This is a genomic window from Nonomuraea fuscirosea (genome assembly GCF_003001935.1).
GTDB lineage: Bacteria > Actinomycetota > Actinomycetes > Streptosporangiales > Streptosporangiaceae > Nonomuraea > Nonomuraea fuscirosea.
On record NZ_PVNG01000004.1, the window covers coordinates 269882 to 284522 of the forward strand.

Annotated in this window: 10 protein-coding genes; 3 read left to right on the forward strand and 7 right to left on the reverse strand. The window is 71.5% G+C overall.

The genetic code is table 11. The features are described from left to right. Positions 1-20 precede the first annotated feature (20 nt). The 3 genes from mctP to B0I32_RS11345 all read right to left on the reverse strand — a co-directional run bounded on the left by mctP (position 21) and on the right by B0I32_RS11345 (position 2629). Entirely contained in the window at positions 21-1628 is a 1608-nt protein-coding gene (gene mctP, locus B0I32_RS11335) for a monocarboxylate uptake permease MctP (protein ID WP_106237559.1), read from the reverse strand. Beyond that, positions 1625-1834 (reverse strand): DUF3311 domain-containing protein, encoded by a 210-nt coding sequence (locus B0I32_RS11340; protein WP_106237561.1) that lies wholly within the window; start codon positions 1832-1834, stop codon positions 1625-1627. The genes mctP and B0I32_RS11340 overlap by 4 nt, the downstream gene beginning before the upstream one ends. Positions 1835-2080: 246 nt before the next feature. Beyond that, entirely contained in the window at positions 2081-2629 is a 549-nt protein-coding gene (locus B0I32_RS11345) for a VOC family protein (RefSeq protein ID WP_106237563.1), read from the reverse strand. Between the two features lie 78 nt (positions 2630-2707). On the opposite strand from B0I32_RS11345, the gene B0I32_RS11350 reads away from it, so the two are divergent. Continuing rightward, positions 2708-3619 carry an SDR family oxidoreductase gene (locus B0I32_RS11350; RefSeq protein ID WP_106238239.1) on the forward strand — a complete coding sequence of 304 codons (912 nt, stop codon included), beginning with the start codon at positions 2708-2710 and terminating at the stop codon, positions 3617-3619. Here B0I32_RS11350 and B0I32_RS11355 read toward each other — a convergent pair. The 4 genes from B0I32_RS11355 to B0I32_RS11370 all read right to left on the reverse strand — a co-directional run bounded on the left by B0I32_RS11355 (position 3610) and on the right by B0I32_RS11370 (position 10545). Then, entirely contained in the window at positions 3610-4551 is a 942-nt protein-coding gene (locus B0I32_RS11355) for a helix-turn-helix transcriptional regulator (RefSeq protein WP_106237566.1), read from the reverse strand. The genes B0I32_RS11350 and B0I32_RS11355 overlap by 10 nt on opposite strands. Next, a complete protein-coding gene (locus tag B0I32_RS11360; protein WP_181307266.1) occupies positions 4533-6113 on the reverse strand; it encodes a CocE/NonD family hydrolase in 1581 nt (526 codons plus the stop codon). Before B0I32_RS11360 ends, B0I32_RS11355 begins: the two co-directional genes overlap by 19 nt. 111 nt (positions 6114-6224) lie before the next feature. Then, positions 6225-9746 carry a S8 family serine peptidase gene (locus B0I32_RS11365; protein ID WP_106237568.1) on the reverse strand — a complete coding sequence of 1174 codons (3522 nt, stop codon included), beginning with the start codon at positions 9744-9746 and terminating at the stop codon, positions 6225-6227. Positions 9747-9939: 193 nt separating this feature from the next. Next, positions 9940-10545, reverse strand: a complete 606-nt coding sequence (locus B0I32_RS11370; RefSeq protein ID WP_106237571.1) for a TetR/AcrR family transcriptional regulator — start codon at positions 10543-10545, stop codon at positions 9940-9942. A gap of 278 nt (positions 10546-10823) precedes the next feature. Between B0I32_RS11370 and B0I32_RS11375 the strand changes: the two genes are divergently transcribed. Together B0I32_RS11375 and B0I32_RS11380 are read left to right on the forward strand one after the other, a co-directional pair. Next, positions 10824-12950, forward strand: a complete 2127-nt coding sequence (locus B0I32_RS11375; protein ID WP_106237574.1) for an anthranilate synthase component I — start codon at positions 10824-10826, stop codon at positions 12948-12950. A 45-nt stretch (positions 12951-12995) separates the two neighbouring features. After that, positions 12996-14387: an amidohydrolase gene (locus B0I32_RS11380; protein WP_106237575.1), complete on the forward strand. Its 1392-nt coding sequence runs from the start codon at positions 12996-12998 to the stop codon at positions 14385-14387. Positions 14388-14641: the final 254 nt, after the last annotated feature.

The following is a 14641-nucleotide window of genomic DNA, read 5'->3' on the forward strand; positions in this document are numbered from 1 at the left end:
CCGTGCGCGGTGGAAAGGGGTCAGTGGGAGCCGGTCAGGTCCAGGTCCTTGACCTTGGGGTCGCCCTCGTCGGCGAAGTAGTCGTCCCGCGCCGTCGCGTCCTTGCCGTCCGCGACCTTGGCGGCCCGGAAGATCAGCGTGCCCAGGGCCGCCACCACCAGGTTGACGCCCAGCGCCAGGAACCCGGCGTAGACCGTCATCTTGGTGTCGAAGCCCAGGTTCGCCAGCCCGAACGCCGAGCCGCCGAAGTGCTGCTTGCCGTTGGCCGGGTTGGGGATGAGGTAGAGCATCCACATGCCCGCCGCCAGACCGGCCGCCCAGCCGGCGATCAGCCCGCCCTTGTGGAACCAGCGCGTGTACAGACCCAGCGCCACCGACGGCAGCGTCTGCAGGATGACCACGCCGCCGATGAGCTGCAGGTCGATCGAGAACTGCGGGTCGAGGAGCAGGATGCACAGCACCGCGCCCACCTTGACCAGCAGCGACGCGATCTTGGAGACGTTGGCCTCCTGCGCGTCGGTGGCGTCCTTGTTGATGTACTCGCGGTAGATGTTGCGGGTGAACAGGTTCGCCGCCGCGATCGACATGATCGCCGCGGGGACGAGCGCGCCGATGCCGATGGCGGCGTAGGCCACGCCGGTGAACCAGTCGGGGAACATCTGGTCGAACAGCACCGGCACGATCGTGTTCGTGTCGGCCTTGCCGCCGGCGGTGACGGGCTTGACGCCGGCCGCGATGGCCATGAAGCCGAGCAGCGCGATCAGGCCCAGCACGAGGCTGTAGGCGGGCAGCGCCGACATGTTCCGCTTGATCACGTTGCGGTTCTTGGAGGCGAGCACGCCGGTGAGGCTGTGCGGGTAGAGGAACAGCGCCAGCGCCGAGCCGAAGGCCAGGGTGATGTACTGGAGCTGGTTGTTCGCGTTCAGCAGGATGCCGTCACCGGGCGCCGCCGAGGCGTCGAACTTGGCCTTGGCCGCGTCGAAGATCGAGTCCCAGCCGCCCAGCTGCGCCGGGATGTAGATGACCGCGGCCAGGATCACGATGTAGATCAGCGAGTCCTTGACGAACGCGATGAGCGCGGGCGCGCGCAGGCCGGACTGGTAGGTGTACGCGGCCAGGATCGCGAACGCGATGATGATCGGCAGGTGCCCGGTGATGCCCATCGCCTTGAGCACCGCCTCGATGCCGACGAGCTGCAGCGCGATGTACGGCATCGTGGCCACCAGGCCGGTGATCGCGACGGCCAGCGCCAGCGTCGGCGACCCGAACCGGGCCCGGACGAAGTCGGCCGGCGTGACGAACCCGTGCACGTGCGAGACCGACCACATCCGCGCCAGCACCAGGAACACCAGCGGATAGACCACCACGGTGTACGGCAGCGCGTAGAAGCCGAGGGCGCCGGCACTGAACACCAGCGCGGGCACCGCCACGAACGTGTAGGCGGTGTAGAGGTCGCCGCCGATGAGGAACCAGGTGACCCAGGAGCCGAAGCTGCGACCGCCGAGTCCCCACTCGTTCAGGCTGGCCAGGTCGCTCGGCCGCCGCCAGCGCGCGGCCACGAAGCCCATGCCGCTGACGATGAGGAACAGCACGATGAAGACGACCAGCTCGGTCGTGTGCGCGCTCATTTGGTCATCCGGTAGACGATGGTCGTGGACACGACGCCCACCACGATGAAGGCGATCTGCAGCCAGTAGAAGAGCGGGAAGCCGAACAGGCGGGGCTCGTCGGCGTTGAACAGGAACGTCAGCAACGGCAGCACGATCGGCAGGACCAGCAGCCAGTTCCATGGGCTGCGGTCAGTTCGCGGCTGCCCGGGTTCCCCGGTAGTCATCGACCCTCCGATGAATGGATCAGGAGCCGTCGATGACCGGCTCCTGACAACTCGTCAATGGAGGGAGAGTAACTTTACAGCGGTATTAAACCCAATGTCTGCTGTATTACGGTTTGGCCTAAATGCCGGGATGAAATCTTGACTTCCGAGACCCCGGCACACGACCACACCGCTGAAACCTTAGGCACGCGCGCGCCGCGATCGTCAGTCCCGATCGACGAGTGGTCGCCCGCGTGCGGCGAACGGTCACACCGTCCGGTCGTCGGCGGTCCTCGGCTCGTGCCTGACGTCGCCGGGCCCGCCGACCTTCCGGGTCCAGGCGGCGAACTCGACCAGCACGCCGTCCGGGTCCTTGAAGTAGATGGACCGGACGAAGACGCCGTCGTGCATCTTCGGCGCCACGCCGAACTCGCTGTCGTCGTGGTTGAGCAGCACGCCGACGTCGATGCCCTTGGCGACGAGCCGGTCGCGGTACTCCTCGATCCGCTCCGGCGGCACGTCGAAGGCGATGTGGTTCATCGAGCCGACGGCCGACAGCAGCTCGCCGCGGTCGGGCAGGTTCTTCGGCGCGGACACGCCCGGCACGCCGTCGGGCGCGTCGGGGAACCAGAAGAAGGCCAGCGCGTTGCCGCCCCCGCAGTCGAAGAAGAAGTGCTGCCCCCAGCCCATGGGCAGCTCGATGGTCTTGATCAGCGGCATGCCCAGCACGCCCGAGTAGAAGTCGACGGTCCGCTTCATGTCCGAGCAGACCAGCGCGACGTGGTTGACCCCGCGGAGCTCGAATTCGCCGTTCATGGTAACTCCCTGCTTATCACAGGGTCCCGCGGGAAAACATGACATGAGATGTCGGCTTTCAGCGGCACGATCGTGCGCATGATCGCTTTGGTGGCGGGCGCGACCCGCGGAACGGGACGAGGCATCGCGGTGGCCCTGGGGGCGGCCGGCGCGACGGTGTACTGCGCGGGCAGGAGCACGCGCGAGCAGCGCTCGGAGATGAACAGGCCGGAGACCATCGAGGAGACGGCCGAGCTGGTCACGGCGGCCGGCGGCGCCGGCGTTCCCGTACGGTGCGACTTCCTGGAGCAGGACCAGGCGCGGGAGCTGGCCGCGCGCGTCGAGCGGGAGCAGGGAAGGCTCGACGTGCTGGTCAACGACGTGTGGGGCGGCGACGGCCTCTGGGAGTGGGACACCCCGGTCTGGAAGCACGACCTGGACAACGGCCTGCGGCTGCTCAGGCTGGCCGTCGAGACCCACATCATCAGCGCCAGGCACCTGCTGCCGCTGCTGATCAAGGAGCCGGGCGGCCTGGCCGTGGAGGTCACCGACGGCACCTGGTCGTTCAACGAGACCCGCTACCGCGAGAACGTCTACTACGACCTGGCCAAGATGTCGGTGAACCGGCTGGGCTTCGCCTGGTCGAACGAGCTGCGCCCGTATGGGGGCACGGGGCTGGCCGTGACACCCGGCTTCCTGCGCTCCGAGGCCATGCTCGAAGGCTTCGGCGTCACCGAGGACAACTGGCGCGAGGCCGAGGTGGACAGCGCCTGGATGGTCTCCGAGACCCCCGCCTACGTCGGCAGGGGCGTGGCCGCCGTGGCCCAGGACCCGGACCGGCAGCGCTGGTCGGGCCGGTCGGTCAGCAGCGAGGAGCTGGCCGTCGCGTACGGGCTGACGGACGTGGACGGCAGCCGGCCACGCGTCTGGAGCTACATCACCGAGGCACGGGAACGTCAGGCGAAGGAGCCGGGCGCGGACCGGAATGACGACTGGAAGGCTTATCGGTAGAGCTCTGCCATGCGGGCGGCGGCCTCGGCGAGCATCGCCCGCAACCGCGGCGGATCGAGCACCTCCGCCTCCGCCCCGAACCGCAGCACCTGCGCGAACGCCACCGGCAGCGACTCCACCGCCAGCCGCACGGTCCCGTCGGGCTCCAGCGAGGCCAGCGCGTCCGCCAGCGCGGCGGGGTCGGCGACGTGGCGCAGCATCCGTACGCCGTGCTCGCTGAGCCGCAGCGTGATCACCTCGCGCAGCAGGGACCGGGTGAACTCGGCCGACTGCTCGGCCCAGAACGCGGCCAGGTCGAAGTCGGGATCGCGGTCGAACGTCTCGTCCAGCACCGTGATCTCGCCGAACCGGTGCACCCGGAAGATCAGCGTCCGCGCCTTGAGGCGGGCGGCCAGGTACCAGGCCCCGGCCTTGAGGACGAGGCCGTACGGTTCGAGCACGCGCGGGCGTTCCCGGTAGAGCGCCGAGACGCGCCGGTCGCTCCACACCGCCCTGGCCAGCGGCGCCAGGGCGGCAGGCGGCGGATCGCCGCCGGCGAACCAGCCGGGCGCGTCCAGGTGGAAGCGCTGGGCCGCGGTCGCGGGCGCGTCACGCAGCGCGGGGGAGAGCGCGGCGGCGGCCTTCAGCCGGGCGGTGGCCGCCACCTCCTGCAGCCCCATCTCGCGCAGCGCGGCCGGCACCCCCGACAGGAACAGCGCCTCCGCCTCGGCCCGGTCGAGCCCGGTCAGCCGGGTGCGGTAGCCGTCCAGCAGCCGGTAGCCGCCGCCCCGCCCCCGGTCGGCGTAGACCGGCACGCCCGCCTCCGACAGCGCCAGCACGTCGCGGTGGACGGTGCGCTCGGAGACCTCCAGCTCCCTGGCCAGCTCGGCCGCCGTCATCCCGCCCCGGCCCTGCAGCAGCAGGACCAGCGACATCAGCCTTGAGGCGCGCACAACGGCAGCACCACGGCGGAGGGACGGTCGGGGGAGTGGAACACCTCGACGTCGGCGGGCACCATCGCCCCGCCCGCGCCGAGCGGATCGCCGGTGCCGGGATTGCGGGCGATCGTCGGGTACGCTCCCGCCGCGACGTGCACCCTGATCCGGTGGCCGCGCCGGAACCGGTGCCCGATCGGCCACAGATCCACCTCAACCCGGCGCACGTCCTCACCATAGCCGGGCCCGAGCCGCCGCACGCCCTCGCACACGTTGTACGAGCGCCCGCCCGGATGGACGTCGCACACCCGCACCACCACGTCCACGTAGGGCGTGCTGGAGCGCAGGAACAGCTCGGCGCGCACCGGGCCGATCATCTCGGTGTCGGCGTCCAGCCCGGCCGAGCTGTAGACCAGCACGTCGCGGCGCCGCTCCAGCCGCCGCTGGTCACGCGGCCTGGAGTCGCCCAGCAGCACCGGCCCGCCGATCACCGGCGTCGGATGCGACGGGTGGTAGCGGAAACGGTCGGGCCCCGACTCGGCCGGCCCCTCGGGCCCGAGCCCGAACCCGGGCTGGAGGTGCCAGCGCTGCTCCCGCATGCCGGGCACCGGCCAGTCGGGGTAGTCGCGCCACTCCCCGGCGCCCGTCACGTAGAGGCGCACCGGATCGGCGCGCAGCCCCGACCGGTCGCCGAGCAGGTGCGCGCGGAACCAGGCCGACGCCTCCGCCATGGTGGGCCGGCCGTGCCGGCTGTCGATGTGGTACCAGGGGCCGATCGTCAGGTACGGCCGCCGGCCCGCCGCGCGCAGCGCCGCGTAGTCCTTCAGCTGCCACGGCAGGAACACGTCGTACCAGCCGCCGAGCATGGTGACGGCGGCGTCCACCTCGCCCACCTTCGGGGAGAAGTCGCGCTTGTCCCAGTAGGGGACGGCCGGGTCGGCGTGGTGCGCGAGCAGGTCCTGGAAGAACGGCAGCGTCCGCCCGGCCGAGACCAGGTCGAGCTCCGCCACGGGACGGTTCGACAGGACCGCCCTGCGGGTGAGCCGGGGCGCGGTCAGCGCGGCGGTCCCGCCGAAGCGGCGGGACATGCCGTCGGTGAGCGTGGTCCAGCTCAGCGCCGACTCCAGCGCGAACGCCCCGCCCACGTACGCCGCGTCCCTGAACTGGGAAGCGGTGATCTGCACGGCCATGGCCTTGAGCTCGGGCCCGGCGTAGGGGGCCACGGCCCACTGTGTGTAGCCCAGGTAGGACGGGCCGAACATGGCGAACGAGCCGCCGTACCAGGGCTGCTCGCGCAGCCAGGCCACGGTGGCCAGCCCGTCGTCGTGCTCGTCGCCGAGGGGGTCGAGCAGGCCGCCCGAGCCGAAGCCGCCCCGGCAGCTCTGGATGACGACGTGGAAGCCCTGCCGGGCGAAGCCGCGCCCGTAGTAGAGGCCGAACAGGCCGCGCCGGCCGTACGGCGAGCGCATCAGGATGACGGGAGCCCGCCCGTCACCAGGGGGAACGTAGTGATCGGCCAGCAGCGTCACGCCGTCGCGCATCGGCACCGGAAGATCGCGCTGGATCCGCACGCGTCTCATGTACCAACCAGTAACATATGCCGGCCGGTGCGCGGTATACCGGGTGCCCCCGTATGACGCGGGCCCGCCCCGCCACGTGGCGGAGCGGGCCCTGTCAAGTGACGAACCCTGCTACGGAGCGGTCCGGTCCGGACGCTCGGAGACGCGCAGCCCGTTCACGATCGTCGCGCCCTGCCGGGTCGCGAAGCGCACGTTGAGCTGGCCGTCGGTCACCCTGACCGTGTACTGCCTGCTCACCGCCGTGTACGTGCCCGCCTCCAGCGCCAGGTCCAGCGCCGGGATCGCCAGCTCTCCCTCGACCAGCACGTCGAAGACCCGCTTGCCCATCTTCGTGTTCTTGACGTCGGCGAAGTCCAGCTCGACGGTGTACGTCCCGTTGGGGACGTCGTCGAAGCGGTATTCCAGCATCGACTCCCTGGCCGTCCGGAACAGCGCCTGGTCGGGCGTGCCGGCGATGCTCCTGGACGTGCTCGCCGTGCGGTTCTCGTTGGTCACGTAGCCGTAGCCGCCCCGGGCGTACTTCCGGTCCGGCGTCCAGGTGTCACCGGCCGCGTCCACGAAGTTCCTCGTGGCACCGACGTCGATGGCGACCTGGTGCTTCGGCACCACGACCGTGACCTTGACCTCGATCTCGGGCTGCCGTCCGCTGGTGGACTTGACGACCAGCTTGCCCTCGCGGAGCGTGCCCGGCGTCACGCCGGCGCTCGACACCGTCACCTTCAGGCTCACCTTCTTGCCCTTGGCCAGCTCACCGGCCGCCGGCGTCACCGTGAACCAGGACTCGCCGGTAACCGTGTACGGCGTCGGCGAGCCCAGGTTCGTCAGCTCCAGCGTGCGATCGCGGGTCGCCCCGGCCGGCATCACCACGGTCAGCTCCGCCACCGACGCGCTCACCCGCCCGGTGACCAGCGCCGTGTCGATCCGCGTGATGGCCGTCGGCGCGACCGTGACGGCCTGCGTGAACGTGCCGTAGTTCTCCTTCGACACCACGACCTCGTAGTCGCCGGCCAGCACCTGCCCGCTGAACGTGCCGTCCGCGCCGGACGTGAACTCGGCCACGTCGCCCACCTTCACCGTCGCCCCGGAGATCGGGTCGCCGTCGTTGGCGTCGGTGACCTTGCCCGCGACCAGGCCGTGCCGGCTCGCGGTGAACGTCAGGCCCTGCGCCGTCGACAGGACGGCCTCGTTGAAGGAGTACATCAGGCCGTCGGTGCCGGTCGCGTTCTCGATGCCGATCGTGCCCGAGCCGCCCTGGTCACGGCCGGTGTCGATGTCCTTGTAGCGGAACGCTACGGAGCCGTCCTCACCCAGCAGCGCCGAGAACGACACCCGCGTCGTGAGTGCGCCGAAGAAGGCGACGTCGCGCCACTCGACCACGAACGTGCGGCGCGGCGCCGTGCCCGTCACCGCCGTGTAGACGCCGCCCTGGTCGTCCACCACGAAGTCGTCCCAGAACGGATAGATCCCGTTGTTCGGCGCGTTCGTCGCCGGGAGCTGGCTGTTGCTGGAGGCCGTGGCCCCGCCGGTCCCGAACGTGATGAAGCCGTTCGCGCTGATCGACGCGCTGCTCTGGCCCGCCCCGTAGAACGGCACCTGGAACGGCAGCGTCACCTGCTGGGAGACGTCGTCGCCGGTCAGCGCCAGCTTCTCCGTGCCCGCCACGTACGGCTGCGCGCCGCTCGCGCAGGTGTAGCCGAAGTTGTCGCCGCGCAGCGGCAGCTCGATGTCCTCGACCACGTCGCCGTCCACCGTGACGGACGCGGTCGCGCCGCTGGAGCAGCGCGAGGCGGGCGTGACGACCAGCTCGTACGAGCCCTGCGGCAGCGTCAGCCGGTAGTGCCCGCTCGCGTCGGTCGTCGCGCGCTCCGGCGTGCCCGAGGCCGCCACCGTCGCGCCGGCCTCGGGGGCGCCGGCCGTGGTCACCGTGCCGGACACGCTGCCGGCCGGCAGCACGGGCATGGTCACATCGGCGACCGCGGCCTGCTCGGCCGCGATCGTGACGTCCACCTCGGTCCGGCCGTAGCCGAACTTCTCCGCGGTCAGCCGGTAGTCGCCGGGCAGCAGGCGGGGGATGGTGTACGTGCCGTCCGCGCCCGTGCTCACCGTGCGGGTCAGCGGGCCGGTGACGACGATCGACACGCCGGGCACGGCCTGGCCGTTCGCGGCGACCGTGCCGGACAGGCTGCCCAGACCCTCGTCCGGCGCGGCCTTCACCGCGGCGTAGGTGTCGAGCCTGCCCTCGCCCCAGACGTTGTTGTCGGCCGCGGTGCCGCCGCAGCTGGTGTCGGAGACGTCCAAGGCGGAGCCGTCCAGCAGCGCCCGGGTGGCCGGGATGTCGCCCGTCAGCCCTGGAGCCGCCGACCAGATCAGCGCCACCGTGGCCGCCACGTGCGGCGAGGCCATCGAGGTGCCGGTGAAGCTGGCGTAGGCGTCGCCGGGCGTCGAGGAGCGCACGTTGACGCCGGGGGCGGCGATGTTCGGCTTGATCTCGCCGTTCTCGCCCTCGCCCTTGCTGCTCCTGGCGTACAGGTTGTTGTCGATGTCGAAGCCGCCGGCGCTGTACGAGGTCACGTACTGGCCGGGCGAGCCGCTGCTGCGGCAGGACGGGCCCTCGTTGCCGTTGGAGAAGGCCGGGAAGATGCCGGCCGCCAGCCAGGAGTCGACGACCTCCTTGTACCACGGGTCGAAGCCGTCGCCGCCCCAGGAGTTGTTGACGATGTCCGGCGCCAGGTCGGGACGCGGGTTCTGGCCGTTGAGGTCGGTGGGCCGCACGATCCACTGGCCGGCCGCCAGCAGCGAGGCGTCGGAGCAGGTGTTGACCTCACAGCCCTTCGCGGCGATCCACTTCGCGCCGGGGGCCACGCCGATGCCGTTCTTGCCGACCATGGTGCCCATGGTGTGCGTGCCGTGGCCGTTGTTGTCGCACGGCGCCGCGCTCGGGCAGACCTCGCCCGGGTCGAACCAGTTGTAGTCGTGGCTGTACGTGCCGTCCTGGTTCCTGCCCCGGTAGCTCTCCAGCAGCTCGGGGTGGTCGAACTGGGCGCCGGTGTCGATGTGGGCGATCACGATGCCCTCACCGCGGTCGCCCAGCTCGTCCCAGACGCGCGGGGCGTTCACCCGGTCGATGTTCCACTCGACCGCCTGCACGCCCTTGCCCGCCGTCGTGGCGCGTACCTGGGGCTCCGCCTTGCCGGTGATCGGCTTGGGCAGGGAGACCGTACGGGTCGGGGCGATCCGGTCGACCTCGGGCAGGCTCGCGATCTCGGCGGCCAGCTTCTCGCTCGCGGTCACCTTGACCGCGTTGACGATCCAGAAGGGGGTGTACTCGGCGTGGTGCGAGTCCAGCAGCTCGCGCAGGCCCGTCTGGGAGGCCTTCGCGCGGGCGCTCTTGGCATCGAAGACCAGCTCGGCCTTGGCCTCCTTGGTGACGGCCCGGCGGGCGCCGCTCAGGTCGGCGGCCCCCTTCATCCGGACCCAGAAGGTGGCCTTGTCGTTCCGCTCGAGCTCGGCCTGGACGGCCGGGTCGATCTTTCCCGGGTCAGGCGCGGCGTTCGCCGCGGCCTGCGGGGCTAAGAGACCAGCGGCGGTGACGATCCCGATCAGGACCGTCCGCCAACGGGGGGTGTGGGGCACTGTCTCTCCTTCATGACAAGGCGAGAGGTGATCTTCACGCCTCTGTCGAGAAGGGTGAAGAGATCGTGTTCGGAAAGCAAGAGGTGACGTGAAACGTTATTTTGCTGACGGAAATGTAATCTGGTCAGCTCGCGTTCCGTCAGACCGGACACGGCCCCGACCAGGGCTTATCCGCCGCTCCCCGCCGGCGCGGTCAGGACCGGAGGCCGACCTGTTTCATGATCGTCATGAAGTACGCCAGGATCTGGCCCGGCTCCTGGTCGTCGGGCCTGGTGCCCACGTGGTACAGCACCGCCGCGCTCAGCAGCTCCCGCACCACGTCCACGTCCACCTGCGCGGGCAGGCGTCCCGCCGCCCGCGCCCCGGCCAGCGCCGCCCGCACCGCCGCCTCCCGCCGGCCGCCGCTGACCAGCCGGTAGGCCGCCATCAGCTCGGGGTGGTCGTCGCGGCTGCCGTAGAGGCGGCGCAGCAGCAGCCGGTTGCGCGGCTGCGCCAGGTAGGCCGCCCAGTCCCCGAACATGTGCTCGAGGTCGCGCCAGCCGGTGAAGCCGGGGTCGTCGTCGTGGTTGGCCCACTCCAGCGTCCGTACCAGCAGCTCCGTCTTGCCGGCGAACCTGCGGTAGACCGTCGCCCGCGTCACCCCGGCCCGCCTGGCCACCTGCTCGATGCTGGTCTGCTGGGCGCCCTGCTCGATCAGCAGGTCGAGCGCGGCGGACAGGATGGCCACGTCGGCCTCCTGGCTGCGCGGCCGGCCGGCCGGGCGCGGGGCGCCCGACGTACCGGGCTCGGTGCTCTTCATGCGTCGCGGGTCACCATCGTGTCGTGCGTCGGGTTGGAAGATACGTCGGGGCCGGAAGGGCAGTCTAATGAGCGGCGGGCGGGTTCGCGGGTCGCGTTGCGCGATCATGGTCGGGCGGTTACCCTTGACGGCATGCGAAATCACGCTCAGCTCCAGTGGTGGCGCCGCTCCTAGGCGGCGCGTGTTTCGCATTCCTCAACGGACGGCCGCCCCGGTTTGGCGGCCTTTCTCGTGTCCGCCCCCGGGGCTCGATCATTGACGTGGTAAAGGGGCAGCAAGTGGATACGAGCGGATATACCACCGCCGGGGGCATCGGTGTCGAGCGCGAGACACGCCAGGTGGACGAGGCCGCCCTCGAAGAGATCGTGACAGCCCTCTCGGAGCGGCGCGGGGGTGCCTTCTCCTCGGGTATGGACTACCCGGGCCGCTACAGCCGATGGGCCTTCGGCTACGTCGACCCGTGCCTGGAGCTGGTGGCCAAGGGCCGGACGATCTCGGCCACCGCGCTCAACGAGCGCGGCCGGGTCGTGCTGCCCGCCGTCGCCTCCTGCCTGCTGGCCGCGGGCAAGCCGGTCACCGAGCCCACGGCCGACCGCGTCGAGGTGTACGTGGCCGAGTCCGAGGACCTCCTGCCGGAGGAGATGCGCAGCCGCCGGCCCACCGTCTTCACCGCCATCCGCGAGGTCATCGCCGCCTTCAAGGGCGACGACCCGCACCTCGGCCTCTACGGCGCCTTCGGCTACGACCTGGCCTTCCAGTTCGAGCCGATCAGGCAGGAGCTCGTCCGCCCCGACGACCAGCGCGACCTCGTGCTGCACCTGCCCGACCGCCTCGTCGTGATCGACCGGCAGCGCGAGACCAGCGTCGAGCACCGCTACGAGTTCACCGTCGACGGCACGAGCACCCGCGGCCTGGAGCGCACCGGCGAGACCGCGCCCCCGGTCACCCCCGGCGTGCCGGGCAAGGACCCGGAGAAGGGCGAATACGCCAAGGTCGTGGCCGCCGCCAAGGAGAAGTTCAAGCGCGGCGACCTGTTCGAGGTCGTGCCCGGCCAGGTCTTCCACGCCACCTGCGCCGACCCGTCCGGCTTCTACCGCGGCCTGTGCACCAGCAACCCCGCCCCGTACGAGTTCATCATCAGTCTCGGCGAGGGCGAGCACCTGGTCGGCGCCTCGCCCGAGATGTACGTCCGGGTGAGCGGCGACCGGGTCGAGACCTGCCCGATCTCCGGCACCATCGCCCGCGGCAGCAACCCCGTCGAGGACGCCGAGGCCATCCGCACGCTGCTGTCCAGCGTGAAGGAGGAGTCGGAGCTGACCATGTGCACCGACGTCGACCGCAACGACAAGTCGCGCATCTGCGTCCCCGGCACCGTCAAGGTCATCGGCCGCCGCCAGATCGAGCTCTACTCCCGCCTGATCCACACCGTCGACCACATCGAGGGCCGGCTGCGCCCCGAGTTCGACGCGCTCGACGCCTTCCTCACCCACATGTGGGCCGTCACGGTCACCGGTGCGCCCAAGACGTGGGCCATGCAGTTCATCGAGGACCACGAGGCCACCACCCGCCGCTGGTACGGCGGCGCCATCGGCTTCATCGGCTTCGACGGCTCCATGAACACCGGCCTCACCCTGCGTACCGCGCAGATCAAGCACGGCGTGGCGACCGTCAGGGCCGGAGCCACGCTGCTGTTCGACTCCGACCCCGAGGCGGAGGAGCGCGAGACCGAGCTCAAGGCCAGCGCCCTGCTCGGAGCCCTGGCCGCGGTCAACCAGCCCGGCGCGGCGCCGGTGGCCGAGCCCAGGGAGCAGCCGGGGCTGGGCATGAAGGTGCTGCTCGTCGACCACGAGGACTCCTTCGTCAACACCCTGGCCGACTACTTCCGCCAGGAGGGCGCGGACGTGGTGACGCTGCGCCACGGCTTCCCCGTCCAGATGATCGACGACATCGCGCCCGACCTGGTGGTGCTCTCGCCCGGCCCCGGCTGGCCGACCGACTTCGGCATGGCCGCCCTGCTCGACCAGGTCTACGCCCGCGACCTGCCCGTCTTCGGCGTCTGCCTCGGCCTGCAGGCCATGGTCGAGCAGGCCGGCGGCAGCCTGGAGCTGCTCGACTACCCCGAGCACGGTAAGCGCGGCCAGGTGACCAGGCTGGGCGGCAGCGCGCTGCTCGACGGGCTGCCCGCGGAGTTCACCGCGGCCCGCTACCACTCGCTGCACGCCAAGCGCCCCGGCGTGGTCGGCTTCACCCCGACCGCGCTCACGCCCGACGGCAACGTCATGGCGATCGAGGACACCGCGCGCCGGCGCTTCGCCGTGCAGTTCCACCCCGAGTCGATCCTCACCCAGGAGGGCTCGGCCGGCGCGAAGATCATCGCGAACGTGCTGCGTCTTGCCCGCAGGTAGGTAAAACGCGCGCGGGAGCGTGCGGAGCTCCCCTAGAGTCTCCGCATGCTCCCCGTAGACCTGCCCGGCACGGTGCGTGACGCGCTGCTCGCCCCGCTCGTCGACCACCACTGCCACGGGGTGCGCCGCGACGACCTCAGCCGGGCCGGATTCGAGCTGCTCATCAGCGCGGGCGGCGTTCCGGCGCCGCCCGGCACCACCCACTTCGACACCCCGTCCGGCGCGGCCGTGCGCCGCTGGTGCGCGCCGCTGCTCGACCTGGAACCGCACGCCCCGCCCGCCGTCTACCTGGCCCGCCGGGCCGAGCTGGGCGCGGGCGAGGTCAACCGGCGGCTGCTCGCCGGAGCCGGGGTCGTGGCGTTCCTGGTGGACTCCGCGCGCGAGGACGCCGACCTGCTCAGCGCCGCCGAGACGGGCCGGCACGGCGGGGCCGCCGCCGACGAGCTCGTCCGGATCGAGGAGATCGAGCGCGACGTCGCCTCAACGGCGCAGCTCGCCGTCGACTACCTCGACTCCCTGGGGGAGGAGCTGGCCGGCCGCGCCGCCAGGGCGGTCGGCGTCAAGACTGTCATCGGCCCTCTGTGCGGCCTCGACCTCGACCCGGCCAGGCCCGCCAGGGGAGCGGTCATCGCCGCGGCCAACCGGCGCCTGGCCGACCCCAAGGAGCCGCTGACGGATCCCGTCCTGCTCAGCTACCTGCTCTGGAGCGGGATCGACGTCGCCAGGGAGCGCGGCCTGCCGGTCCAGTTCCACACCGGCTTCGGCGCCCCGGGCACCCTACGCGCCGACCACCCGGCCGATCCCTCGGTCGGCCACGGGCTCGGCCACGGACTCGGCCACGGACTCGGGCTCGGGCTCGGGCACGGGACTGGGGTCGGGCACGAAGCCGGCGCCGGGCACGCGGCTGGGACCGGATATGGAGCTGGGACCGGATACGGAGCTGGACTCGGGCACGGGGCTGGGATCGGGCACGGGGCTGGGATCGGGCACGCGGCCGGGATCGGGCACGGGCTCGCGCGGGCGGCCGAGCCGGACCGGGCCGACCCCGCCGGGCTCGGCCGCTTCGCCGCCGCGCTGCAGCCCCTCGGGGTGCCGATGATCCTGCTGCACCCCTACCCGTTCCACCGCCAGGCCGCCCACCTGGCCGGGGCGTTCCCGCACGTGTACGTGGACGCCGGCCTCGCCCTGCCGCACCTCGGCGCCGGCGCCCGGGTCATGGACGAGCTGCTGGAGCTGGCGCCGTTCCACAAGCAGCTGTTCAGCTCCGGCTGCCACGGCCTGGCCGAGAGCGCCTACCTCGGCGCCCTGACCTTCCGGCGCGCCCTCGCGGCGGCCCTCGCCGCCCGGCTCGGCTCGGGGGAGTGGAGCATCGCCGACGCGGCCCGGGTCGCCCACATGATCGGCTCAGGCAACGCCCGGCGCATCTACCGCTTGTGAGCCCGCCCCCTTTCGGTCGCCCGCCCCGCCCAGGTCGCTGAGCCGCGGCGGCCGGGTGGGCGGCGGGATAGGCGGGTGGGCGGCGCGCCTCCGGCACACGGACGGCCCACGGGGCCACCCTCCGCCGTGAGGCTGCCCTCCGCCGTCAGGCCGGTCTGCGCCGTCAGGTCGGTCTGCGCCGCGAGGTCACCCTCTGCCGTTGGGTCGCACAACGGGAAGTGATCAGTATCGCGTTAATCGAGAAATGCATATTT

Bases quoted from the DNA above. Each gene is read 5' to 3' on its own strand.
- mctP (WP_106237559.1), bottom strand. From the start codon at position 1,628: ATGAGCGCGCACACGACCGAGCTGGTCGTCTTCATCGTGCTGTTCCTC.
- B0I32_RS11340 (WP_106237561.1), bottom strand. From the start codon at position 1,834: ATGACTACCGGGGAACCCGGGCAGCCGCGAACTGACCGCAGCCCATGG.
- B0I32_RS11345 (WP_106237563.1), bottom strand. From the start codon at position 2,629: ATGAACGGCGAATTCGAGCTCCGCGGGGTCAACCACGTCGCGCTGGTC.
- B0I32_RS11350 (WP_106238239.1), top strand. From the start codon at position 2,708: ATGATCGCTTTGGTGGCGGGCGCGACCCGCGGAACGGGACGAGGCATC.
- B0I32_RS11360 (WP_181307266.1), bottom strand. From the start codon at position 6,113: ATGAGACGCGTGCGGATCCAGCGCGATCTTCCGGTGCCGATGCGCGAC.
- B0I32_RS11370 (WP_106237571.1), bottom strand. From the start codon at position 10,545: ATGAAGAGCACCGAGCCCGGTACGTCGGGCGCCCCGCGCCCGGCCGGC.
- B0I32_RS11380 (WP_106237575.1), top strand. From the start codon at position 12,996: ATGCTCCCCGTAGACCTGCCCGGCACGGTGCGTGACGCGCTGCTCGCC.